Source organism: Gracilibacillus ureilyticus (genome assembly GCF_900111195.1).
GTDB lineage: Bacteria > Bacillota > Bacilli > Bacillales > Amphibacillaceae > Gracilibacillus > Gracilibacillus ureilyticus.
Window position 1 is genome coordinate 134577 of record NZ_FOGL01000002.1, and the last position, 25458, is coordinate 160034.

Genomic DNA, 25458 nt, shown 5'->3' on the forward strand with positions numbered 1-25458 from the left:
AATGATAGAGGAGCTGTAATAATGGATAATTATGAAAAGAAGGCATATAAAGAAATGCTCGAGTGGGAATTGAAAATTTTAAAAAACAAAAGCCTTGTCCAGTCTTTATCAAAGAAGGCGCAAAATAAAATAAACAGCTATATACCTGAGAAAGCTCATCAAGTTGTCACTGAAGCCATTAAACAAATGGTGAAAGCGACATTGGCAGGTTCGGATTTTACAACTGTCAAGGGAAGATCGACTGGGTTAAGTTTAGAGGAAAAAGAAGAACTGGTTGAGGAAAAGTTAAATTCCTATCGCAAAACAGCGGCAGTGGAGGGTGCAGGAACAGGTGCAGGGGGGATTCTGTTAGGATTAGCAGATTTCCCGCTGCTATTATCAATTAAAATGAAATTTTTGTTTGAAGTTGCCGCCATTTATGGATATGATACAAAAAACTATGAAGAGCGGTTGTTTCTTCTTCATGTATTTCAACTTGCTTTCTCCAATGATGATAAAAGACGTGAGACTTATCATCTGATAAAACACTGGCAGGAGGAAAAAGATAAACTGGCCGATATGGATTGGCGCAGCTTTCAGCAGGAGTACAGAGACTATATCGATTTAGTGAAACTGTTTCAAATGATACCAGGAATTGGAGCTGTAGTTGGTGCATACGCCAATTATAATTTACTGGACCAGCTTGGTGTGACAGCAAAAAACTGTTACAGATTAAGATTGTTGAAATAATAGCTTTTTTTGTAAAAGATGCTGGAACGTAACCAGCTAGAATAGTATAAAAATGGTTTCGAGCAATGAACGTTGCAGCAGTCTGTAAAATGTCTTCATTCCATGAATTTCATTCTCCGTTTTCTGAGAAAACTATTTCAATAAATCCAAACATTTCTTCGGATTTTCAAAAAATTACTTGCGAGATTCGTATAAGACTGGACGAGAAGCTTCTCCCTTTTACATCTTATTTAAAATTTGGAGAAGAACTTATATATCGGCCAAAACGTTCCACATGCTGTCTTTACTATCGATTAGAAAAACATCAGAATAAAGTTCGTTATTGTCAAAATTGCCCATTGAGCAAATGAGGAGATTCATTTGCTCGCATGGGCTCTTTTATATCGCCACATCATATAGCGATAACGGATTGTACAGCCGATACAGAAACCAAGTAAGGCAAGTCCTGAAGCAATGATTACCATGACACTGAAAGCATAGGCCGGAATGGTAATCTCAAGCGAGAAAAAGATGACAGAAAGACCAATGCAGACTGTAGCAATCCACTGATTAAATATTTGTTGCTGTTTATCCTCCTGTGGATATTCTTTTGGAGCTTTTTGTAAGAAATGTTTGCTAAATAATATAATTGGATTATTTTTTGTGATCAAAGTAAATATACCCACAGCTAGTGGTAACAGTAAGATATATGGCGTAATCAGCAGTCCTGAAAGAACGGTAACTAAAATAAACAGTTGATTAATTTGAACCAATGGTTTTGGAATGGACACACTTAAACCTCCTTTAATAATCCAATTATACACAGTATTTTACTAGGAATACAGCTAAATGTTTATAAAAAAACAAGCATGAATTCAGCCCATGCTTGTTTTTACTTGCTTCACGTAAATATAATAGATCACCAATGCAATGACTGATAATACTATTCCTGTAACATATGGCAAATATATTGCTAAACCGTACAATAATCCTCCAAGTGGCGGACCTATTATTCTCCCTAGTGAGTCGAAAGAAGACAGCAAACCAGTAACCTGGCCATAGCCGGATTTAGCTTGCTTTGTCAGCAGGGAAGAGACACTCGGTCTGATCAGGCCATTCCCAATTCCGAAAACAGAAAGGAAAATAGCAGCAGTAATAAAATTGGTGACAAACAGTATTAATGCAAAGCCGATGATGGAAGTGATAATTCCAATCTGAATTACATTTCCTTCACCGAGTTTCTTTGTCATTCTACCAACCAAACCGCCCTGAACAATAGCGCCGGCAAAGCCCATTATCATAAAAATGTATCCAAGCTGTACCGTTCCCAGACCTGCTTTATCAAAAGCAAAATAGGCAAATGTTGCTTCTAGCCCTGCTAATGAAATGGAGACAAACCATTGTAACAGAAACAATGGAGAAGCAGGCTCTTTTAATGCCTTCAGTAATGATGGGCGTTTCTTTTGGGCAGTTTCACTGTTGTCAGACAAAGATTCTTTTAAGATAAACATTACTAAAAAGAAGGTAATAATCGACGACACACCTGCTAAAAGAAACGGTGTAGATAGGTTTTCTTCAGAAAAGATACCGCCAATTGCCGGACCAAATATGAAACCGAGCCCAACAGATGCGCCGATTATCCCCATCCCTTTACTGCGGTTTTCTTCGCTCGTAATGTCAGCAACATATGCCATCACTGTCGGCATATTAGCGGCTGACAAAAAACCGCCAATAATTCGAGCAGCAAACAGCATCCACAATTGTGTTGCGAATGCCATCAGGAAGAAAGATAAAGAGAGACCGGCAATCCCTGCCAATAAGACCGGCTTACGCCCGATGCGGTCAGAAACCCTCCCCCACATAGGTGAAAAAATAAATTGCATGACTGAATAAACAGCCATCAATAAACCGAGCTCGGCAGGAGAAGCACCAAGCTCCTCTGCATAAAAGGGCAGGACGGGAATAATAATCCCAAAACCGACCATTACAAGAAACATGACAGCAAACAATACTGCCAGGGTTTTTTTTGAATTCAAAATTAAGTCACTCCAACTAGAACAAATGATTATGGTAGCCTATATATTTGATTTATCTTTATGAATTAAATGTTTTAAATCTTCAATAATATTATCAGACTGCTGATCATCAATGATAAGATCAATTCCATAATAACAGCTCTTATTAATATAATTTTCCTGCCAGACAACCTTCCCGTGCACCGTATGCTCTGTTACGAGTGTAAAAGACAGCTGGACAATAATTTCTTCCTTTTCTTTAAGCATTAAATCAAATCCTGTTAAAATTTTCATCCCTCTTGGACTGATATTATGGATTTCCATCTTACCAGGATTACTTTCTACATTTTCCCCGTCCACCTGTATGATCTGAAACTGGCCAATGGAGGGCTGATTAAATGTGTAGCGAAATGTTTCATCACGTCTGTATCTTTTCATGTTCATACCTCCGTTATGTAAAGATAGGTAAGAGATCTGCGGGAGTATCAACTGTATAGTCTGCCTGCCACTCCGGTTCTTTGATTTTTCTCCGGCGGTGATTGAACCAAACCGCTTTCCATCCTGCCTGTTTGGCCCCGGCTATATCGTTCTCATAAGAATCACCGATATAAACCGTCTCATCTTTAACTAACTGAAGCGCATTTTCAATATGCTGAAATACTTTCTGGCTTGGTTTGGAGTGTCCAATCGCACCAGAGACAAATATATGATTCTCAGGTACCCAGCGTTCTAATTGAAGCTGTTTCACTTTCATCATCTGATGGTCATGCACACCATTTGTTAAAATAGCTATTTGCCTTTTTTCATTTGAAAGTTTTATTAATAGCTTTTCTATCTCTGGAAATAATGTAATTTGCTGTTGGTATCTTAAGTAAGAGTCCTGAAATAGTTCTGCATCCTCATAAGAGATGGTGAGACCGAACTCTTCACATGCTTTCCTAATCCGGTAAGTTTGAAGCTCCAATGCAGAGATTTCTCCGCTCATATGTTTCTCAAAAACTTCATCACTGTATTTTCGGCTTGCTACGTATAATGAGATAATCTCAGAATTAGTAAAATCATGATCAATTTGTTCTTTAACAGCATGTGTAAATGGTAATAATTGATCATAAAGGGTATCATCAACGTCGAATATTACGGTTTTCATGAATGTATTCATCCTTGCTAACAATTAGTATGACATTATTCTATCACAACACAATACAAGGAAGGAATGTATATACAATGATTTCCTTAAGAAAATAGTTACAGTTTACTAAAGTTTTAAAAATTTTAGATTGAAAAACTTTAGAAATATTGTTAAAATAATCACAAAATTAAAAGGCTATGTGTAACTGGCGAGATACGGATAACCGTAAGGGAGCACATAGTATCGATAGCCGCTCGCCTGGGCAAAGGTAAGGATTTATCCTTACCTCTTTCTGTTTACTAAAAATGAGGAGTGTGGTTGTAGATGAAGAGAGTATACAATTTTTCTGCTGGTCCTTCTATGTTGCCTTTAGCAGTTTTGGAAAAAGCACAAAGAGAGCTGCCTGACTATAAAGAATCTGGTATGTCTGTGATGGAGCTGAGCCACCGTTCTGGTTTATTCACAGATATTATAACAGGAGCTGAGGACTTGCTTCGTGAATTAATGAACATTCCGGATAATTACAAAGTCCTTTTCGTTCAGGGTGGGGCGTCCCAGCAATTCGCAATGGTTCCCCTGAATTTAATGAAAAATGGAAAAGCTGATTATGTTAATACAGGTTCATGGTCTAAAAAGGCGATGAAGGAAGCAAAGAAATATGGACAGGTTAATGTGATCGCATCATCTGAAGAGGATAATTTCACTTATATTCCTAAATTAGATCAGAACATGTTCGATCCTGAAGCAGATTATGTTCACATTACAACAAATAATACAATTGAAGGGACAGCTTTCCGCGAGGTCCCTGATACTGGAAATATCCCTCTGGTTGCAGACATGTCTTCGAACATTCTCTCAGAGGAGATCGATGTATCAAAATTCGGTATTATTTATGCTGGGGCCCAAAAGAATATCGGTCCGGCTGGTTTAACTGTCGTCATTATTCGTGAAGACCTTATTGGTAATGCTTCAGATATTTGCCCGACAATGCTTGATTACCAGACACATAGTGAAAGCGGCTCTCTATACAATACACCGCCAACATACGGCATTTACATGGCTAAATTAGTTTTTGAGTGGATTAAGGAATTAGGGGGTATTCATGCAATTCAGAAACGGAATGAACTGAAAGCAAGCCTGTTATATGACTATATTGCAAGTTCTGATTTCTACCAGTCACCTGTGGCAGAAGACAGCCGTTCTATCATGAATATTCCTTTTGTCATTCCAGGGCTAGATTTAGATGGACAGTTTGTAAAAGAAGCAAAAGAAGCTGGCTTGGAGACATTGAAGGGACACCGTTCAGTAGGCGGTATGCGTGCAAGTATCTACAATGCAATGCCTGTTGAAGGAGTAGAGGCACTTGTTTCCTTTATGAAAAAATTTGAAGAAGAGAATAAGTAAAAGTAAAACAGGAAGGTGCTTCATGCTTTCCTGTTTTTTTGAGGGGATTCTTATTTGCAATTATGATAGGTTTTGTTATACTATCTAAGGCTTATGCCATGCAAATACAGATGATTAGTGAAGCAGTTCGTAACCATCCTGCTCGATCAAAACTAGGGGGAATATAAATGTCAGAGAATTACTATCTGCCAAGGTCTGGTCCAATGCCACGGCCGGAAAGTGTAGAAGAAGGAAGAAATGTATTAAAACAAGAAGCATTCGATGCGCCAAATGTACAAAACATTACGTTTCGGGCATTGGAATTTACGGCAGTGTGTCCAAAAACAGGTCAGCCTGATTTTGGTAAAGTGGAAATTTCCTATACACCGCGCAATAAATGTATAGAATCAAAGTCACTGAAGTTCTATTTATGGTCATACCGTGATCATGGAGCATTTTGTGAATCATTGGCAGCTCAAATAGCTGATGATATAATGTGGGCAATTGAAGCAGCAACCGTGAAAGTCACCGTTTACCAAACAGCAAGAGGCGGTATTGAGTTAACAACAGAAGCAATAAGAGAATATCAAGCATAAAACTACTCATACCTGAACCCGAACGATCAGGTAAATCACTCAGAAAAAGCTAGTTATTGCATATAATATGGATTATATGCAATAAAGGGGTATTATGTTATGGGCTATACTGCCGCTCCAACCGGCCACTTCGCTTTCCGTGGGCTCGTCTTCAGCTAACTTTGCAAAGAAGAACGCTTTGCAAAGTGGATCTTCAGATCTCGCTGTCCCACAGGAGTCTGCGTGGCCGGCCTCCGCTTTAATGGTGCTAATCCTTCTGTGATAAGATAACCGTTTGGAACACCTCACGAAGAATTAATCTAGCTTCTTTAATTCATAATTAAAAATTCTCATGAACAATCCATGCTTTAAATGTTCATGAGAATTTTTAATGTTACTCAATCTTCCATATCTTACAACAATTGTAGAGTATTATTCCAGCGTAGGCCGATTGCGTAGACTCCTATGGGAACAGGACGAGCTGAAGATCCACTTGTTGAAGCCGTCCCCGCGGCAAAGAAAACACTACGAAAGTGATCTTTACTTGAGTAGATGTTGCACTTGTACCCTTGGGTGAAAGCGAAGCATTCGGACGGAGCGGCAGCCTTGCACATTAAATGATTCAAGTGTTTAGTGTTATTGCATAATCCATATTATATGTTTTCAACATTTGCATTTTGGGTGGGACATGATAGTTATGTCCCACCTGCTTTGTTATTGCTGGCTTTCTTCTTTTGTTGGTCCCATAATACCAGGGACAGGTAATCCTGCCTGGCGTAAAAGCACGGTCATTTGCCCGCGGTGGTGTGTTTGATGATCGATAAGTGTCCGTAACATAGCACCCCTTGGTATTTTAGCGCCAAAACTGTCTACTTCCTCTAATAGTTGCTCATCTGTCAAAGTTTTAGCGTGAAAATGAATATCCTTTGCAACTTTTTTGTATGCCTCAACAATGGTGAAAGCACTGTTTGGAACCTGTCCTGAATCTTCCACTTTCACATCAAGTCCAACCACCCCGGCAAAAAAACCTGGAGCTGTAGCTAAGTGCCAGCCTAACCAGCCAAGTGTACTGTGATCTTCCACAATTGCCTGGTCCAATTTGTCATCTGTCAGTGATTCTAATACTTTAATCGTAGCTTCTGCGCCATTATCCCAATCAGAGAGAAAATCCGATACTTTACGGTACATTTGCAATCAACTCCTAAAGTTATTTTGTCTTCCTTAAAATAATAAAGCCTTGTCAAGATTTCATCAATAAATATACAAAGTAACCTCCGCCTAATAATGAAACAACTAAGCCTACAGGTATTTCAGACGGAGAAAGGATATTCCTTCCAATTGTGTCTGCTGCAAGTAACAGAAGTGCACCTAGCAATGCGGTAGTAATTAGCGAATGGCGGTGACGGACACCAACTAGTTTACGTGCTAAATGGGGCGTGACAAGCCCAAGAAATGCAATCGCTCCACCTACTGATACGCTAGCACCAGCAAGAGCAACAGCTGCTAAAAGCAACAGCATCCGTTCTTTTTCCACGGCTGCTCCTAACCCTTGTGCTGTTTCATCCCCTAAGTTTAATGCATCAAGGGTACTTGCTTTATATATAGTGAATGGAAGCAGAATTAGAATCCACGGCAGCAGTGCTAATGTATAGCTCCAGTCTGTTCCTGATATATTACCAGATAACCATATTGTTGCCTGGGTGAAATTATCAGGATCCATTCGTAATTGAAAAACAATAATGAGCGCAGAAAAGGCTGCATTAATCCCTATCCCGACTAAAATTAACCGGATGGGAGTTACTCCATTTTTCCAGGAAATACTGTAGATCAGGACTGCGGCAAGCACCGCCCCAACAAGTGCAGTTAAGGGTAAAACAAAAACCGTTGATACAGGATTGTTATGAGTTAAATAAATAAATAGCACTACAGCAAACCCGGCCCCACTGTTAATCCCTAATATTCCTGGATCTGCCAGTTCGTTATGTGTCACACTTTGCAAGATAGCCCCGGAAATCCCCATTCCTGCACCAATTAATAAGGCGATAATCATTCGAGGTAAGCGGAAATCAAACAGAATTAATTGATTTTGCTCACTTCCATTCCCAATCAGTGTTTGAAAAACTTCTGCTGGTGTGACACGCATTGTTCCCATGTTTAAGCTGATAAGAAGGGTGGCAATAATAGCAATGAACAGACCTGCCATGATTAACCGGTCTTTTTTTGAATGTGATGTCATTACAATCCTCTCCCTTCTTTTCTAGCTAAATAGAGAAAGAATGGTACTCCAACCAATGCAGTCACTGTCCCAACAGGTGTTTCAAAGGGCGGGTTAATCATTCTGGAAGCTGTATCTGCCAGTACTAATAACAATGCGCCGAGAATCGCTGAGCCAGGGATTATCCAGCGATAGTTCACTCCAACGAGAAATCGGGTAATATGTGGAATAACAAGTCCAATAAATCCGATCGTTCCAGCAACTGAAACGGCAGCACCTGTTAAAAGCAGTACAACAATGATTGCAATAACCTTTACTAAGATCGTCTGTTGTCCAAGTCCCTTCGCAACATCATCCCCCAAATTCAAAACGGTAATTGATTTTGCGAGAAAAAGAGAGAGGATTAAGCCGATGATCATAACAGGGGCGAGCAGCTGAACATGGATCCATTGAACACTGGCCACACCACCTGCATACCAGAAACTCAAATCTTTAGCAATATTGAAGTGGATCGTAATCCCCGAAGATAAGGCGCTTAACATTGACGTAACTGCCGTACCGGCGAGTGCCAGTTTAACAGGGGTAAGGCCGCTTTTGGAGATAGATCCGACACCAAAGACAATACCCGCACCTAATCCTGCACCGGCAAATGCCCATAACATCATTGTGAGGGTGGATGGCTGGGAATTGATAGCCATAGCAACTGCCATCATAAATCCTGCACCGGCTGTTACACCCATAATGGAAGGAGATGCGAGTGCATTTCTTGTCATCCCTTGCATGATTGCACCAGATACTGCCAGTGCTGCACCAATTAAAGCAGCAGCCAGACCGCGGGGAATGCGGAGATTACGAATAATCTGGTGTGCGGATTGGGCCGGATCATATTGAGTAAGGCTTTGCCATATTGTTAGTAAATCAATATCTGCAGCACCATACAAAATCGACAGTGCCATCGATATAATAAGTAAAACCAACCCGAAAGTTAAAATCAATCCAGCAACAACGGGTCGGGAATTATGTCTGTTTTTTTGTTGAGTACCAATAGCCATTGAAAATACTCCTTTTGAAATATGAAAACTTTTATCACATTAGTATAAAATAATTATCAGAAAATTGATAGTATGACATACAAGCTACTTGTAATTGATAATGAAAATTGTTATCATCATTCTAGTAATATTGTCTTAAATGATATAAGGGGGCTTTTACAAAATGAAAAAGATTATAAATAAATGGATGCTTTTTACAGCAATGTTAGCTTTGTTGTTCTTGGCGGCTTGCGGTAGTGATAATGAGGAAACAGAACCAAATGAAGAGACAGAAACAGGTGCAGAGACTGCAGAAGAAAATACAAATTCTGAAGAAGAAGCAGATACTGAAAGAACATTAACAGATGCGATGGGAAATGAAGTAACCATTCCAGCAAATCCAGAGCGTGTAATCGCTTCTTATTTAGAAGATTATCTGGTAGCGCTCGGGATTACTCCTGTTGCACAATGGTCTGTAAGAGACGGTTCGGATGTCCAGGATTACTTACAGGATTCTTTAGCAGATGTACCGACAATTCCAAGTGAACTGCCATTTGAAGCGGTGATGGAATTTGAACCGGATTTGATTATCATGGATTCAGCGGCAATGGTAGAAGATAACAAATATGAGCAATATAATAAGATTGCACCGACGTATGTAGTCGGTACTGAAGAGAACAATGACTGGCGTGAAGAATTGACGACAATTGGTGAAGTCTTCGGCAAGGAAGACCAGGCTGCACAAGTATTAGCAGACTATGAAGCAAAAGCAGAGGACGCAAGAGAACAGATACAGTCAGCGATAGGTGATGAATCAGTTGCAGCCCTTTGGTTATTTGCCGATACTTTCTATATTGTTAGTGAAAATTTATCAAGTGGTGACTTGTTATACAATGATCTGGGCTTAAATGCACCGGAGGTGGTATCAGAAATTTCAGAAGCTACGACTGCCAACTGGTCTGAAATCTCTCTCGAGAAACTGGCAGAATTAGAAGCTGAACATATTTTCTTAGTAAACAGCGACGGTGAAGGTGCAACGATGCTGGAGGATCCAATCTGGCAAAATATCCCGGCAGTCCAAAATGGTAATGTGTATGAATTCGATCGTGGTTCAAGCTGGCTATATACAGGACCTATTGCGAACAGCCAAATGATTGATGATGCATTAGAGAGCCTGGTCGAATAATTTTAAGAAACTAGTGGAGAGAGATTTCTTTTCTCCACTAGTTTTCTTTTTATGGTATATTTATCATTAAGAATGATTCTCATTTAAAGGAGGGATTATGGTGCAGCAAATAAAACAGGTAGAAGCAGACCCTGTTTCCATGAGAATACTAAAGGTGGAATCAATAACAAAGCCGAATGACTACGAGCATGCTCCTGCATTAAATAACAACTATCTTCTCATCTATATTCCAAAAGGCACCGGCTATATTTACATAAATAAAGAACGAATACTGGTAGACAAGAAAGAACTGTATTTATGTAAGCCGCAGGAAACCTATTCCATCCACTTAAAATCAGAGGTAGAAGTGTTTCTATTTACTTTCATTATGGAATCAAATTATGCGGAGAGCTTTAACCGGAAATGGCACATAGATAATTTTGAAAAAATCGAGAGTTACTGCCATCAGTTAATTGAAATGGATCATCCAATGGAATTCGCAGAGGCGCTAAAGTTACAAATCACATTTCAGGAATTAATATATTTCATGTTGAGTTACCGAATTGCACCAGATCAGGCACTGGAAGGAAAACTACTAAAAGTAAAAAAATATATGGAGACTCATTTCAATAAACAACTCCAGATCGAACATTTGGCCCGTATGGTACAGGTCAGTGAACATTATTTTGTACAATTATTCACGGGAAAATTTGGTTACAGCCCGATTAAATATCTCCATTTGCAAAGATTAAAAAAAGCAAAGAAACTTTTAATTCATTCAGAGTTGAAGCTGCGGGAAATTGGACAACAGATTGGAATAAATGATGAATATTACTTTAGCAGATGGTTTAAGAAGAAAACAGGCTTATCGCCGAGTGAATACAGAAAAAAGCGGCAAAAAAAGATAGCTGTTACGCATAGAAACTATATAGGGCAATTGCTGGCGTTAGACATTGTCCCATATGCAGCACCACTTCATCCTAAATGGGCACCATATTATTATCATAAATATCACGAGGAAATTCCACTGCACCTTAGTGCATACAAGATTGATGCCCGCCATCAGTCAAACCTGGAAAAGCTGATTGAACTTCGCCCTGAATTTATCATAGCAAGCCAGCAAGATAAACTGGATATAGGCGAAAGGTTAACTGAAAGTACTAAGATAGTTAGTATACAGGATGAACAGAAAAACTGGCAGGAACAGCTTATGATGATTGCAAAGTATTTGAATAAGACAGCCAAAGCAGATGAATGGATTAAACAGTTTGATATAAAGCTTAACAAAACTAAATCCATATTACTGCAAACCTGTGAAAACAAATCATTTCTGTTTATTAATAAGTATAAACAAAACTTTTATCTTAGCTGCAGCCGTTCGATGAAAGAGTTATTTTTTGGAGAGCTCGGTTTAAAACCGGCGATAGAAATACCGGAAAACGAACGTGCCATCACATTGGAGGAAATTTCAGCTGTCGAACCGGATTTTATTATGCTTATGGTCTGCCAGGAGCAGGAAACTTTAGATGACTGGCAATCAGTACAGAAGTCTGCTGCATGGAAGAAATTAAAAGCTGTAAAAGAAGATAATGTCCATCTTCTGGCAACAGACCCGTGGTTTGAATATTCTGCTATAGCGCATGACCGCATTCTTGATCAGCTTGTATCCATCCTTGTGGAACATTGTCCAAATCTACAACAGTAAATTGTCCATGGATTAGATCTTTTTTTTACCTTATCATTGAGAATGATTATTAATATCGATAAAAGGGGAGAAAAAGTGATGATAAGAAATGCAATTTATATTTTGTTACTAACATTTGTTTTGTTGTTGGCAGCTTGTGGACAAACAGATGAGGATGCTAATGCTAATACGACAGAAGAAGAGAGTACTGGGAGTAGTGGAGAAAGTGAAACAGCAGGTGAAACTCCTGAAGCAGAAAGCGAATCAGTTGAGCCTGAAGGTGGAACATTGAATATCAACTATTTAGGTGAGACATATGAGGTGCCTGCTAATCCGTCTATCGTTATCACAGGAAGTTTAGAGGCAATGGAAGATGCCCTGGTATTAGGTGTTGAACCGATTGGAGCCATTTCAGTCGGCGGGGAATTCCCAGAAATATTCAGCAGTATTGTTGGATCAACAGAGTCAATCGGAGAAAAAACACAGCCGAATATTGAGAAGATTCTCTCATTAAATCCGGATGTTATTCTAAGTACAACGAAGTTCCCTGAAGATGTCAGTTCTAAACTGGAAGAAATCACCACAGTCATCCCTGTTTCCCACATTTCAACTAATTGGAAGGAAAACCTGTTATTGATGGGTGAATTATCTGGTAAGAAGGAAGAAGCAGAAGCTATATTAGCAGATTATGAATCCCAGTTAACCAAAGTAAAAGAAGAGGCTGGTGAAAAACTGGCTGATAAAACGGCAGTGGCAGTCCGCATTCGGGGTGGCAATATTATGATTTATTCAAAAGATACGGCATTTAATCCATCATTGTATGATGATTTAGAGTTACAGGTACCAGAAATTATCGATGGAGCAGGAGCGCAGGAAGCCATTTCCCTCGAGAAATTCAGTGAACTGAATCCTGATTATATTTTTGTCCAGTTTGCCGAAACTGAAAATGCTGATAATCCAGAGGCATTGACAGATTTGGAGTCAAATCCGATCTGGCAGAGTCTTCAGGCGGTTAAAGAGGATCAAGTATATGTCAATGTAGTAGATCCATTGGCACAGGGAGGTACAGCCTGGAGTAAAATGGAATTTTTGAAAGCATTTGAAGAAACTGTGATAGAAGAATAATAAAGGAGCAGGAGCTCGATGCATAAGATAAAGTCTATTCTACCTGTTCTGTTTTTCTTAATAGCTCCAATTCTTATTTTATTAAGTATGATCTGTTCCATTTTGTTTGGATCAAAATCCATCCAGGCTGATATAATATTTGATGCTTTACTGCACTTTGACCAAAATAATGTTGATCATCAAATCATTCATTTTTCCAGGATACCGAGAGCAATTGGTGCATTTCTGATAGGGTGTTTCCTCGCAATATCAGGATCTGTTATGCAGGGGATGACAAGAAATTATCTTGCATCTCCTTCTATTATGGGTGTCTCTGACGGTTCGGTACTTATGATTACCTGTTGTATGATTTTCTTTCCAAGTCTATCAAACTTAACGATGGTGATATTCTCATTTATCGGCTCCGCCATAGCGGCAGGGTTCGTTTTTCTTCTGGCATCATCTTTACCTGATGGAATGCAGCCGGTGAAAATGGCCATTATCGGGACAATCATTGGTACTTTTCTAAGCAGTGTGGCAACAGCGCTGGCTACCTATTTTCAAACATCTCAAGACTTAAGTTTCTGGTATAATTCGAGGCTCCATCAAATCGATCCATTGTTAATAAAAGTTGTGGTACCATTTGCCATCATTGGACTTACTCTGGCGATCGGTATCTCCAGACAAATTACTGTGTTATCTTTAGGCAGTGATGTAGCAACAGGTCTTGGTCAAAAAGACTGGCTCGTTAAGTCGCTGGCAATATTAGTTGTAGTTATATTGACAGGCTGCTCTGTTGCATTGGCGGGGAATATTGGTTTTGTCGGTCTGATTATTCCGCATATCAGCCGTTTTCTTGTAGGGGTTGATTACAAATGGACAATTCCGTTTGCAGGGATACTCGGTGGTACATTTCTCGTTTTTGCTGATATTGGCAGTCGATTCTTAAACTATCCGTTCGAGACTCCTATCAGTGTGGTGACGGCTGCTATTGGTGTCCCATTCTTTCTCTATCTGATCAAAAACAGGGGAGGAGGATCCTATGTCACGAGAAATAGTTAAACAGAGGAAGTTTATCCAACTGGCTTTTATTTTATTAATTTTGTTATTCACCGGTATGTATGTCAGTTTAACACATGGCGAGTTTACAATGACCATATCTGATGTTATCCGTACTTTGATAGGTATTGATCAGAATCGGGAACATCAATTAGTCATTTTTGAATTTCGGTTGCCCCGTGTGATCATAGCTTTATTTGTCGGACTGGGCCTGGGAATTGCCGGTGCAGTTATTCAGGCTTTAACTCGTAATGAACTAGCAGATCCAGGAATTCTGGGAATTAATGCAGGAGCTGGTGTTGCGGTTGTTATTTATATGTATGCTGTCAGCCGGATGGATGTAAGCAATGAACTTCTTTCCACATTCTCTATGCCTTTCTTTGGCTTAATCGGCGGCACGATAACAGCCCTCTTTATATACGGATTCTCATGGACTCATGGACGTCTTGATTCAAACAGATTATTGCTGGTAGGTATTGCTGCAGGATCGGGACTTGGAGCAATAAGCCTGTATATTTCTTTAAAAATGAATCCGCAAGATTTTGAAGCAGCCACAATGTGGATGACAGGAACGATCTGGAATGCGAATTGGAATAAAATTATATCGATTCTTCCATGGTTTTGTTTTTTGTTACCGATCATGTTTCTTCGGGCAAGTCACCTAGATCTTTTTTACTTAGGTGAGGACACAGCGAAAAATGTAGGGGTATCAACAGAACGGGAAAAAAGTATCTGGCTGCTTGGCAGTGTTGGTCTGATCAGCGCATGTGTCAGCGTTTCCGGGAGTATCGGGTTTATCGGTTTACTTTCCCCGCACATTGCAAGAAGTCTTGTCGGTTTACACCACCGGAAAGTACTGGCAGTGTCTGGTCTGATCGGTATGGTATTAGTTACTTTTGGTGACTTTATTGCAAAAACTGTATTTTCACCAGTGGAATTGCCTGTAGGTGTAGTGATTGCAATTATCGGAATTCCTTACTTTATCTACTTACTGAAAAAGAAATTGAACAAATAGGGGGTGGTATCGTGGAAGCTGTTGTTTTACAAAACGCTGTTCAATTCAGTTTAAAATCAAGGGAAGGACGAAGTTACAGGATTTTTGTTTATCAGCCTGATGTACCTTTTCCTGAAAGCGGGTTTCCGGTCCTTTATTTACTTGATGGAAATGCGGTATTTGGTACTGTAGTTGATGCAGTGAGATTACAGTCACGACGACCGGAGAAAACGAAGATTCAGCCTGCTGTCATTGTTGGAATAGGCTATGAAACAGATGCTCCGTTTTCCAATGAGCGTTTTTACGACTACACACTCGCATCTCCGGAAATAGATGTCCGCTCAAAATGGAAAGGTGAAAGTTTACCGGAACATGGCGGTGCAGAAGAATTCTTATATTTTATTGAAAAAAAGTTGAAGCCACTTATTGAGAGAAGATATCCCGTCAATCAGAAGAATCAGTCTCTATTTGGTCATTCATTAGGTGGCTTATTTGTGCTGAATACTCTGTTTGTAAAAAGTCATGCTTTTCAAAATTATATTGCCGGAAGTCCTTCTATTCATTGGAATGAAACTATGTTATTGGAAAATAGAGATCAATATCTGAACTCTGTAAACAGTTTGGATAGTTCTAGATCACTGTTTATTGGCCTGGGTGAATTAGAAAGGAACCATACAACATTTATGATTGAAAACGCAAGAAAGCTCGCAAATGGTTTAATGAGGGAGACTAGTTTACAAATAGATTTTAAAATCTTTGAAAATGAGAATCATATATCCGTTCTCCCTCCACTTATCAACAATGCAATCAAGAAGGCACTCAACACAAACGACTGAAAAACTTGAGTAGATGTTCCACTTGTGCCCTTGGGTGAAAGCGAAACAATCGGACGCAGCGTTAACGTGTCCACTTATATATTTTTGTTATATCACCCAATAGGCTGCTATTATTCCAACAGTTCCAAATACAAACGAATAAATTAAATTATAATAAGTGATTAAATACGGACTTTGTTTTAAACTCATTGATGTAATGGTTACTACAAGACCGTAAGTCCCGACAGGAATGGTAGATACACTGGCAGTAACTAATATGATCGCTAAACTAAGCGGACTTAGTATATCCATCAACAATGGGCTGATACCTCCGAGCACACCCATTGTTGCAACAGGGTGAACGCCAAACATACTCAAAAATATAAAAAGCAGCTGAATCATGATTAGAATTAGAATAGGGTAGTCTGCAACGAGCAGAACAGGCTCCTGAATCATCGTTAATGCTGGTGATTCATTTAAGCTCCCCGTAAAGAAAGCAAGTGTCACAAATAATACGATAAAATTATGCATATTGTTCACACTGTTTTTCCACTTATTCCATCCAATCGTCCAAAAGCTCTTCCCTCGTTTTATCAACACTGCCCACAATGCCGCAAAAGGAAATACCAGGATAGTGACAACAAAAATAAACTCCATGTCAAATAATTTCCCTAGTAGGATTACAAGTGCAAGGAAAGAGACTAAAGCAATAATTAACTGAAGAATCTTTGATCGAATATGAATGTTTTTACTTGCAGCTTCCGCCTCATTTTTCTCCGGATATGGAATTTTCCCGAAGTAATATCTGCCCCATAAACTGTCAATCAAGTACATGAAAATGGTAATCATAATCATCCATGGCAGCAGCTCGCCATAATTCACTCCCGTAATAAATATCGACATTGCTAAAAGTACTTCCAGCGGGCTCCACGGTAATGCGAGCGAATAACCACGCAAAGTTGTCATCATAATAAACTTATTGGCTATTTTCTTTTTTACCGGTTTCAAATTATCAACAAGGACATCTTGAGCAATCGTTGCAGAGGAAACATTTAAAAATGCAGTTAATGACATCATTGCTGTTGTACTGCGCTGATAAAGAGAGCCGAGATGTTTCACATTACCTCTTAACAACGTTTGCATTAATTTATCGAATCTTCCAGCAGTTACTGCACTGTTCATCCATGGCAAGACAGCGAGAAGTGTGAGTAATGATAAATTATCTGCTAACATCGGGATAATATCCATAAGCTCCAGGTCAGTTGAAAGGAAGAAGAGGAGCCCAACTACTGTAAAAGCAATCCCCAGTATTTTAAATAATTTCGATGCATTGCGGAAACTTAAAAGAAGCATAACAAAAGCCAGCAACCCTAATGCATATTGTAAGCGGTCACTAGGGAAAAGTACGTTTAGAATATGTAATAAAAAGACAAATGTAAAAAAGATATAACTGTGTTTCAAAGGTAACCCTTCTTTCTATGCAGTTATAACTATAATAGCAGATCCTGTCATTATAATACATAAAAGGGATTGGTTGAAAATGCTCATTTATTGATTGAATATGATTGACTTTGGTTGTTTGTGATTGTATAATCTCTGTAAGCGATTAAAAGAGATCGAGGGGGATGGGAATGTTAACAATTGAACGTCAGGAATTAATTTTAGCATTGTTAAAGGAAAAAGAGATTGTCTCCGTCCATCATATGTGTGAGGAAACAGGGGCCTCTGAATCAACCATTCGCCGAGATTTGACCGAACTGGAAAACAAGCAGCTGATCAAGCGAGTTCATGGCGGTGCTTCTTTATTAAAAAAGAAAAGAGAAGAACCTACATTACTGGAGAAAACGACTCAGCATCAGCAAGAGAAAGAACTAATCGCTAAAAAAGCTGTAACATTTGTAGATGATGGTGACTCGATTTATTTAGATGCCGGAACTACTACTATGTCTATGATTCCGCACCTAGCGGATAAATCAGTAGTTGTCGTCACAAATGGAATACCACATGTACAGCTGTTAATTGAATATGGAATCGAAACATATGTAATCGGCGGAAAAGCTAAAAAAGGAACAGCCGCCCTAATTGGTACAAAAGCGGTAGAAGCTATCGGAGAATATCGTTTTGACAAATGCTTCCTGGGGATCAATGGCATTCATATGTCCCGCGGGTTTACGACCCCCGATCCGGAAGAAGCAAATGTAAAACAGGCAGCCCTGAGAAACTCCCAAAGCTGTTTTGTACTTGCTGATCCGACAAAATTTGGCGAGGTATCTTTTGCAAATGTAGCGAATATCGATCAGGCTGCGATTATTACAACAGAGGGCATATCAACAGAACAGTTTGAAAAAATCGCCAAACTAACAACATTGGAGGTCATTCCACAGTGATATATACAGTGACATTAAATCCGGCAGTAGATTATGTCGTCCAACTAGATAATTTTAAACCTGGACAGATTAACCGCAGTAACTTTGATTATAAAGAAGCTGGTGGTAAAGGGATTAATGTTTCCCGGGTTCTGAACCGGTTTAATACATCCTCGACAGCATTAGGATTTATTGGAGGTTTTACTGGTACATTTATTGCAGATTATTTATCGGAAGCAAATATCTCTCATGATTTTATCCAATTGGAAGAAGATACACGGATCAACGTGAAATTAAAGTCAGGCAATGAGGAATCAGAGGTTAATGGCAGGTCCCCTGAAATAACTGACAATGCTTACAGTCAATTTTCAGCAAAACTGAAAGGACTATCAAGTGAGGATATCGTTGTGTTAGCCGGAAGTCTGCCAAGCTCACTCCCTAAGGATACGTACCGTTCTTTAGTAGATATGCTAAACGCTCAAGGAGTGACGGCAATATTAGATACAAGCGGGGAAGCATTGGCAGAAGCAATTAAAGCAGGGCCTGCGTTTATCAAGCCGAACAACTTTGAATTAGCGGAACTCTTTGGTGAAGAAGTAAAGACAGATCAAGACATTATCAGACTTGCGAAGCGGCTGCATGAAGAAAATAATGTTGATCATGTGCTTGTTTCCATGGCGAAGGAGGGAGCCATTTATGTCGGTGAAGCTGGTGTGTTGAAATTGAGTGCACCTAAAGGAAAGGCTATTCATTCTGTAGGTGCGGGTGATTCGGCTGTAGCAGGCTTTATTTATAAATGGCAGGAAACGAAAAATGCAGAGGAAGCAGCAAAGTATGCAGTAGCTTCAGGCAGTGCGACAGCTTTCTCAAAAACATTATGTACAAAAGAAGAAGTAGAAAATTTATTAAAAGAGGTTCATGTAACAAAAATATAAATAAAGGCTCTGAGTGGCTAGCTCAGAGTTTTATCACACATCTTAACGAAAGGATGAGGGGCTATGAATATAACAGAGTTGTTGAAACAGGATATCATGATTTTGGATCTTAATGCAGCTACAAAAGATGATGTAATTCAGGCAATGTCAAACAAACTAAATGAAGCAGGACGGTTGCACGATAAGGAAGCGTTTACAGAAGCGATTTGGAACAGAGAAAACCAAAGCAGTACAGGTATTGGAGAGGGCGTTGCCATTCCGCATGCCAAAACGAATGCAGTAAAAACTCCTTCTATTGCGTTTGCGCGTTCTAAAAAAGGTGTAGACTATGAATCATTAGATGCTCAGCCTGCCCATTTATTTTTTATGATTGCAGCAAGTGAAGGGGCAAATAATGATCATCTTCAGACACTTTCCAGATTATCTACATTACTAATTGACGAAGATTTCCGTCAGCAGTTAATGGATGCTAATTCTGAGACAGAGATTTTAACCATTATCGATGAGAAAGAGAAGGAAAAACTGGGTAAGGAGGAAGCGGAAGCAAGTGCCCAGACATCTGGTCCGGAGGTATTAGCTGTTACTGGTTGTCCAACAGGAATCGCCCATACTTATATGGCTGCAGATTCATTAAAAGATACCGCAAAAGAACTTGGAGTTTCTATTAAAGTGGAAACAAATGGATCTGACGGTGTAAAGAACCGCTTAACAGATGAAGAAATTGCGAGTGCAAAAGCAATTATCATTACGGCAGATACGAAAGTAGAAATGGAACGATTTGCTGGTAAAAAAGTGATCAGAAGAGGCGTAACTGATGGTATCCGTAAACCAAAAGAATTAATCGAATCAGCAATGAAAGGTGAGGCACCTGTTTATGAAGGAGACGGCAGCGGTGCGAGTGCAAGCACTGGCGGAAGCCGTTCCGGTTTTTATAAACATTTGATGAATGGTGTTTCCAACATGCTTCCATTCGTTGTTGGCGGCGGAGTATTAATTGCGATTTCATTCTTTTTCGGAATTCACTCTGCTGAACCAGATCATGCGACTTATAATGAATTCGCCGCAGCATTAAAGGCAATTGGCGGGGACTACGCATTTGGTTTAATGGTTGCAGTGCTTGCGGGTTTTATCGGGATGAGTATTGCAGATCGTCCTGGTTTTGCTCCAGCAATGATTGGCGGGTTTATGGCATACGCTGGTAATGCTGGTTTCCTTGGTGGCTTAATTGCAGGTTTCTTAGGTGGATATGTTGTTGTACTTGTAAGAAAGCTGTTATCTGGTTTACCAAAAGCTTTTGATGGTATAAAAACGATTCTATTTTACCCTGTCATTAGTATTTTTGTAACAGGCTTGTTAATGTATTACGTAATTATTGAGCCGATTGCAGCAATTATGTCTGGATTGGAAAACTGGCTTGGCGGTTTCACCGGAGCAAATGCTCTGTTGTTAGGACTCATTCTAGGTGGTATGATGGCGATTGATATGGGAGGACCTATTAATAAAACGGCATTCACATTCGGTATTGCCATGATCGAAGCAGGAAACTTTGGCCCGCATGCTGCGGTAATGGCAGGTGGTATGGTTCCTCCATTAGCTTTAGCGTTAGCAACAACCTTGTTCCGCAATAAATTTACGAGAGAAGAAAAAGATGCCGGAAAGACAAATTATGCGCTAGGTGCTTTCTTTATAACGGAAGGGGCGATACCTTTTGCTGCAGCTGACCCGGGGAGAGTCATTCCATCTCTTGTAGTAGGTTCAGCAGTTGCTGGTGGATTATCGTTAATGTTCAATATTGGCTTACCAGCACCACATGGCGGTATATTTGTTATACCAACTGTTGAAGGAAGCGGACTGATGTATATAGTTGCAATCCTGATTGGAGCAATTGTCTCAGCCTTAATGATCGGTTTCTGGAAAAAGCCATTAGAGAAAAAATAATAGATAAATGAAAAAGCTGCCTCGCGACTCATGCAAGGCAGCTTTTTTTGGAGATTGAGTGTAAAACGAAATCCTGCAGGAATTTTTCGGATGTAACTATGTAGCAAATTTGATAATAAATTTCTCTTGAAAAGTTCACAAACAGGTTTATTCGCTAGTACAAAGAAGTTATATACCAGTTAATTATATCATTACCATAAAAATAAGTGATTAATGCACTTCCACAAATATATGGCCCAAATGGTATGGGGTACTTTCGATTTATTTTCTTCAATAATATTAAAAGGATAGAAACAACTGTGGCAAGTAATGTAGAGAAGAGAAATGTCAGCAATATCCCCTGATAGCCAAGGACTATACCTAATAAAGCGAATAGTTTCATATCCCCACCGCCCATTCCACCTTTACTAATTAGAATAATTAGCATTATAAAAACGAAACCGATAAACGATCCTAATAGGGAAGACCACCAGGGATCTAACGGGAGAAATATACGTAAGATAAGAAAAATAGGAAGGAAAAAGAGCATTATTTTATTTGGTATAAGCATATAACATAAATCTGTTACGATCAGTATGACACCTAATGAGGACAATGTAAGGGCAACTATTAGCTCTAAAGTAAATCCGTGAACGGAAAAACTGAAGGTAAATAGAAAACCAGTCAGCAGTTCCATAATCGGATAAATCATTGAGAGCCTTGTTTTACACAGTTTACATTTTCCTGATAGAAAAACATAAGAGAGGACCGGGATTAACTCATACCAATGTAGTGTTTTGTTACAAAAAGGGCAATGTGATCGTTGAGACTCGAATAATTTGTTTAAAGGTACCCGTATTCCTATGACATTGCAAAAAGAACCAAATACCATACCGAAGATAAAAAAAGCAATTTGATAATACAGTTCCATTTTCCACCCCTAATAGAAAATCTACATGATATTTTTCGTTTGTTGTTTGAAAAGTATTTTCATCATGACTTGGCGGAAGTTCACCTATTTATGAATGTTTGTCGAATTGTCTGTCTATGACTTTATGGATGATATTAAAAAACATCTTATTAGCCCTCCCCTATATATAATAGACTTAATATATACCGAATGAAGAATATTGTACATTATACAAATAGGAGATTTCGACTTATTTATTAACGTATTAATGGATGTTTTGCTAGGTTTTTATAAATTATGCTTCAGGGCAGCATTATAAAGTAAATATATACAATTGATGACCAATAATTTTTTGTAATATCAAACAAGACTGGATACAATAGATTCAGAAGGATTAACAAATATAAAGAAAGAGGGGACTTTATGGAAAATCAGCTTATTCTTGCCTCTTCATCTCCAAGAAGGCAGGAACTTCTGAAACAGGTAAAAATCCCGTTCACCGTTAGAATTCCTGCTGTAGATGAGTCACTTAATAAGACATTAGATCCCCATGAGAAAGTGGCACAACTGGCACTGTTAAAAGGAAGGCATGTAATGATAGAGAATGAGAAAGAAGTAGTTTTGGCTGCAGATACTATTGTAGCTTTCCAAAACAGGATTTTTGAAAAGCCGGAAAATAAAGAAGAGGCGAAAGAGATGATTACAGCATTAAGTGGAAAAGTACATGAGGTATACACAGGGGTAGTGATAAAGAGTAATCAGAAAGAAAGGGTATTCGTGGAAAAAACAGAAGTAGAATTCTGGCAATTGCATGATGAGGAGATCAATTCTTATATATCGAGTGATGAACCATATGACAAGGCAGGCGGTTATGGTATTCAAAGTATTGGTTCGATGTTTGTGAAAGGAATAAAAGGTGACTATTATAATGTCGTGGGACTACCGGTTTCCTGGGTAGTGAGAGAATTGCAGAAATTCTTAGTATATCCTGATTTTTAATCTGACTTTTAGAAATGTTATCATGAGATAAATGTCTGTAATACTGTCACCGGTCCAAGTTATCTTAACAATAACTTAACATAAAGTTATCAGAAAATTTATAGTTCATCGGTATAATTGCCCTCATAGGATAATAGGAGGAGGCAATTATTAATGAATTTTAAAAAGAAACTGATCACAGGAGCCGCAGCTGCTTCTATATTTTTCACGGCAGCCGTTCCATTTAATGTACTGGCAGAAGAACCGCCATTCTTTCAGTATGAAGGGAAAGATATTTTATCGGTCTCACAAATAGGGCAATATGACAGCGGTTTAGGAGAAGGCGGCACGGAAATTATGGCTTATGACCATTCAACAAGAACTGCATTTGTCACAAATGGGACAGCAAAAGGATTTGATATTCTGCAATTTGGAGATTTAGTATCTGGGGAATTCAAGGATATTACAACATCGAAAAGAGTATTGCTTTCATCCTTTGGAATTAATGGTGTTGATGATATAACAAGTATTGCGGTAAATCCAGTGATGGATGTTGTAGCAATTACGGCTGTAAGTGACCCGAAGACCGATCCCGGTTATGTCATATTTACTAATAAAAAAGGGGAATACATAACTCATGTACAAGTAGGGGCATTACCGGATATGGTTACATTTACACCAGACGGTAACAAAGCTATTGTCGCTAATGAAGGGGAGCCGAGCGATGATTACTCTATGGATCCACCAGGTTCTATATCCATCATTCATGCTGGTCTCAGTGTGAACACACTGGAGTTTACAGAATCGCAACTTGATGAGAAAGTGCGGACAGATTCGGAAGGAACTGTTTTAGAACAGCTGGAACCTGAATATGTTACTGTATCAGATGACAGTACCACTGCGTATGTGTCCTTACAGGAAAATAATGCGATTGCAACAATAGATTTAGTAAATGAAGAAATAATTGAAGTAAAAGGGCTTGGTGTCAAGGATCATTCTGTCTCTGGTAATGAACTTGATGCGATAGAAGATGGTGAGGCCGACTTAGCGAAACAGCCATTGCTTGGTTTTTATATGCCTGATGCAATTGATACAATTGAATACAATGGGAAAACATTTATTCTAACACCAAATGAAGGGGATGCCCGTGACTATGAGGCATACTCTGAAGAAGGCAGCGTTGGAGATATTATCGATCAAATCGATTTAAATGCTGAATATTACCAGGGCTATACACAGAAAGAACTGGATACAGCAGTAGAAAACGGCTTACTGGATGAATTGGAAGGTACTGATATTACGTTAGAACAAGGTGAAAATTCAGAAGGTGTATATGAGGCTCTATATTCATACGGTGGCCGCAGTTTCTCCATTTTTGATGCCGAGACGATGGAGCTTGTTTACGATAGCGGCAGCGACTTTGAAGAAATTATTTTAGAAGCTATTCCAGAGCACTTTAACACCAATAATGATGAGTTAGAATATGATGGCAGAAGTGACAGTAAAGGTCCAGAGCCGGAAACAATTATAAGTGGAGAAATTGATGGGAGCACATATGCTTTTGTAGCACTTGAGCGATTTAGCGGAATTATGATATATGATTTATCGAATCCTGTCGCACCAGAATTTGTTTCATTAATCTCCAGTCGTGACTTCAGTGAAGATGTGAAGGGTGATGTATCTCCAGAAGGGCTTCAATTTATTGCGGCAGAAGACAGCCCTACCGGAAAACCGTTACTGGCAGCAACACATGAGATTTCGGGTACTGTTGCCATATATGAATTTAGTGGTGGCATCCCGGAGGCGATTGAGACGATAACATTTAATGATATTCAGGGGCATTGGGCACAGGATTCCATTGAATCTCTAGCAACACAAGGAATTATTTCAGGTTATTCTGCATTTGAATATGGCCCGGAAAAAAATATATCACGTGGTGAAGTTGCTGTATTGATCGACCGTGCGCTTGAGTTGGAAAGCAATACGAGTGATTCTCTGTTATTTAAGGATGTAGAGGACACCTGGTATAAGGACAGTGTTGATAAGGCAGTTAACGCAAATCTATTAGCAGGATATGATGACAAAACGTTCCGACCTCATGAAGAAATGTCCCGCGAAGAAATAATTACAGTAATTGCACGTGCATATGAGTATGCGGAAGACGTGAAAACAGATGTTAATACAGAAGAAATCCTTGCTGATTTCGTTGATGCAGAAAGTATTTCTGACTGGGCCAGACAAAATGTAGCTGAAGCAATAGAAGCGGGCCTTGTTTCCGGTGTGAAAGAAAATGAAATACAGCCAGAAAAGAATGTAACAAGAGCAGAAGCAGCAGCGATGATCGAGCGGTTGCTGCAGTAATTATTGGATGAGCGCCTTAGCTGATAAGGTGCTCTTCATATTTTATATTTAAATTATTCCAGGAAAAATGGAAATCTATTTATCTGTTGGAAGAGCCATATAACTGTTGGTAAT

The 25458-nt window shown here is 39.2% G+C and carries 23 protein-coding genes and 1 riboswitch; of the genes, 14 read left to right on the top strand and 9 right to left on the bottom strand.

The annotated features are described in order from the left end of the window. The first annotated feature begins 21 nt into the window (after window positions 1-21). The gene (locus BMW36_RS03670) at window positions 22-729 is read left to right on the top strand and encodes an EcsC family protein (protein WP_089739157.1); all 708 of its coding nucleotides are present in this window, start codon (window positions 22-24) and stop codon (window positions 727-729) included. A gap of 356 nt (window positions 730-1085) precedes the next feature. On the opposite strand, the gene BMW36_RS03680 is transcribed toward BMW36_RS03670, so the two are convergent. The 4 genes from BMW36_RS03680 to BMW36_RS03695 all read right to left on the bottom strand — a co-directional run bounded on the left by BMW36_RS03680 (window position 1086) and on the right by BMW36_RS03695 (window position 3870). Further along, window positions 1086-1499, bottom strand: coding sequence for a DUF4395 domain-containing protein (locus BMW36_RS03680; RefSeq protein ID WP_089739161.1), 414 nt, complete (start codon window positions 1497-1499; stop codon window positions 1086-1088). A gap of 84 nt (window positions 1500-1583) precedes the next feature. Next, window positions 1584-2744 carry an MFS transporter gene (locus BMW36_RS03685; RefSeq protein WP_089739163.1) on the bottom strand — a complete coding sequence of 387 codons (1161 nt, stop codon included), beginning with the start codon at window positions 2742-2744 and terminating at the stop codon, window positions 1584-1586. A 39-nt stretch (window positions 2745-2783) separates the two neighbouring features. After that, window positions 2784-3161: a PilZ domain-containing protein gene (locus BMW36_RS03690; protein ID WP_089739165.1), complete on the bottom strand. Its 378-nt coding sequence runs from the start codon at window positions 3159-3161 to the stop codon at window positions 2784-2786. A gap of 13 nt (window positions 3162-3174) precedes the next feature. Beyond that, on the bottom strand, window positions 3175-3870 hold the full coding sequence (locus BMW36_RS03695; RefSeq protein ID WP_089739167.1) for an HAD family hydrolase: 696 nt from the start codon (window positions 3868-3870) through the stop codon (window positions 3175-3177). Between the two features lie 173 nt (window positions 3871-4043). After that, window positions 4044-4123: riboswitch (ZMP/ZTP riboswitch) on the top strand. A 53-nt stretch (window positions 4124-4176) separates the two neighbouring features. Here BMW36_RS03695 and serC point away from each other — a divergent pair. Beyond that, window positions 4177-5256: a 3-phosphoserine/phosphohydroxythreonine transaminase gene (gene serC / locus BMW36_RS03700; protein ID WP_089739169.1), complete on the top strand. Its 1080-nt coding sequence runs from the start codon at window positions 4177-4179 to the stop codon at window positions 5254-5256. A 167-nt stretch (window positions 5257-5423) separates the two neighbouring features. Next, complete coding sequence (gene queF / locus BMW36_RS03705) at window positions 5424-5831, top strand: preQ(1) synthase (protein ID WP_089739172.1); 408 nt, start codon at window positions 5424-5426, stop codon at window positions 5829-5831. Between the two features lie 693 nt (window positions 5832-6524). On the opposite strand, the gene BMW36_RS03710 is transcribed toward queF, so the two are convergent. Genes BMW36_RS03710 through BMW36_RS03720 form a run of 3 tightly spaced genes read right to left on the bottom strand, consistent with a single transcriptional unit; the run spans window position 6525 to window position 9077 of the window. Next, window positions 6525-6998, bottom strand: coding sequence for a DinB family protein (locus tag BMW36_RS03710; RefSeq protein WP_089739174.1), 474 nt, complete (start codon window positions 6996-6998; stop codon window positions 6525-6527). Window positions 6999-7050: 52 nt separating this feature from the next. After that, window positions 7051-8046: a FecCD family ABC transporter permease gene (locus tag BMW36_RS03715; protein ID WP_089739176.1), complete on the bottom strand. Its 996-nt coding sequence runs from the start codon at window positions 8044-8046 to the stop codon at window positions 7051-7053. Then, window positions 8046-9077 carry a FecCD family ABC transporter permease gene (locus tag BMW36_RS03720; protein ID WP_089739178.1) on the bottom strand — a complete coding sequence of 344 codons (1032 nt, stop codon included), beginning with the start codon at window positions 9075-9077 and terminating at the stop codon, window positions 8046-8048. Before BMW36_RS03720 ends, BMW36_RS03715 begins: the two co-directional genes overlap by 1 nt. Window positions 9078-9240: 163 nt before the next feature. On the opposite strand from BMW36_RS03720, the gene BMW36_RS03725 reads away from it, so the two are divergent. The 6 genes from BMW36_RS03725 to BMW36_RS03750 all read left to right on the top strand — a co-directional run bounded on the left by BMW36_RS03725 (window position 9241) and on the right by BMW36_RS03750 (window position 15898). Next, window positions 9241-10242, top strand: coding sequence for an iron-hydroxamate ABC transporter substrate-binding protein (locus tag BMW36_RS03725; RefSeq protein ID WP_089739180.1), 1002 nt, complete (start codon window positions 9241-9243; stop codon window positions 10240-10242). A 97-nt stretch (window positions 10243-10339) separates the two neighbouring features. Beyond that, window positions 10340-11926 (top strand): AraC family transcriptional regulator, encoded by a 1587-nt coding sequence (locus BMW36_RS03730; protein ID WP_089739182.1) that lies wholly within the window; start codon window positions 10340-10342, stop codon window positions 11924-11926. 78 nt (window positions 11927-12004) lie between these two features. Beyond that, a complete protein-coding gene (locus BMW36_RS03735) occupies window positions 12005-13030 on the top strand; it encodes an iron-hydroxamate ABC transporter substrate-binding protein (protein ID WP_089739184.1) in 1026 nt (341 codons plus the stop codon). A gap of 18 nt (window positions 13031-13048) precedes the next feature. Beyond that, window positions 13049-14071: a FecCD family ABC transporter permease gene (locus tag BMW36_RS03740; protein ID WP_089739186.1), complete on the top strand. Its 1023-nt coding sequence runs from the start codon at window positions 13049-13051 to the stop codon at window positions 14069-14071. Then, the gene (locus BMW36_RS03745; RefSeq protein ID WP_089739188.1) at window positions 14052-15083 is read left to right on the top strand and encodes a FecCD family ABC transporter permease; all 1032 of its coding nucleotides are present in this window, start codon (window positions 14052-14054) and stop codon (window positions 15081-15083) included. The genes BMW36_RS03740 and BMW36_RS03745 overlap by 20 nt, the downstream gene beginning before the upstream one ends. Before the next feature lie 11 nt (window positions 15084-15094). Continuing rightward, on the top strand, window positions 15095-15898 hold the full coding sequence (locus BMW36_RS03750; protein ID WP_245711573.1) for an alpha/beta hydrolase: 804 nt from the start codon (window positions 15095-15097) through the stop codon (window positions 15896-15898). An 87-nt stretch (window positions 15899-15985) separates the two neighbouring features. Here BMW36_RS03750 and BMW36_RS03755 read toward each other — a convergent pair whose 3' ends face one another. Then, the gene (locus BMW36_RS03755) at window positions 15986-17338 is read right to left on the bottom strand and encodes a hypothetical protein (protein WP_089739193.1); all 1353 of its coding nucleotides are present in this window, start codon (window positions 17336-17338) and stop codon (window positions 15986-15988) included. Window positions 17339-17508: 170 nt separating this feature from the next. Between BMW36_RS03755 and BMW36_RS03760 the strand changes: the two genes are divergently transcribed. The 3 genes from BMW36_RS03760 (at window position 17509) to BMW36_RS03770 (ending at window position 21116) form a co-directional block, all read left to right on the top strand. After that, a complete protein-coding gene (locus tag BMW36_RS03760; RefSeq protein ID WP_089739195.1) occupies window positions 17509-18264 on the top strand; it encodes a DeoR/GlpR family DNA-binding transcription regulator in 756 nt (251 codons plus the stop codon). After that, window positions 18261-19178, top strand: a complete 918-nt coding sequence (gene pfkB / locus BMW36_RS03765) for a 1-phosphofructokinase (RefSeq protein ID WP_089739197.1) — start codon at window positions 18261-18263, stop codon at window positions 19176-19178. Before BMW36_RS03760 ends, pfkB begins: the two co-directional genes overlap by 4 nt. 63 nt (window positions 19179-19241) lie before the next feature. Then, entirely contained in the window at window positions 19242-21116 is a 1875-nt protein-coding gene (locus BMW36_RS03770) for a PTS fructose transporter subunit IIABC (RefSeq protein WP_089739199.1), read from the top strand. A gap of 154 nt (window positions 21117-21270) precedes the next feature. On the opposite strand, the gene BMW36_RS03775 is transcribed toward BMW36_RS03770, so the two are convergent. Then, on the bottom strand, window positions 21271-22026 hold the full coding sequence (locus BMW36_RS03775) for a prepilin peptidase (RefSeq protein WP_089739201.1): 756 nt from the start codon (window positions 22024-22026) through the stop codon (window positions 21271-21273). A gap of 402 nt (window positions 22027-22428) precedes the next feature. Between BMW36_RS03775 and BMW36_RS03780 the strand changes: the two genes are divergently transcribed. After that, on the top strand, window positions 22429-23004 hold the full coding sequence (locus BMW36_RS03780; RefSeq protein WP_089739203.1) for a Maf family protein: 576 nt from the start codon (window positions 22429-22431) through the stop codon (window positions 23002-23004). 153 nt (window positions 23005-23157) lie between these two features. Further along, complete coding sequence (locus BMW36_RS03785; protein WP_089739206.1) at window positions 23158-25344, top strand: choice-of-anchor I family protein; 2187 nt, start codon at window positions 23158-23160, stop codon at window positions 25342-25344. The last annotated feature ends 114 nt before the right edge of the window (window positions 25345-25458 follow it).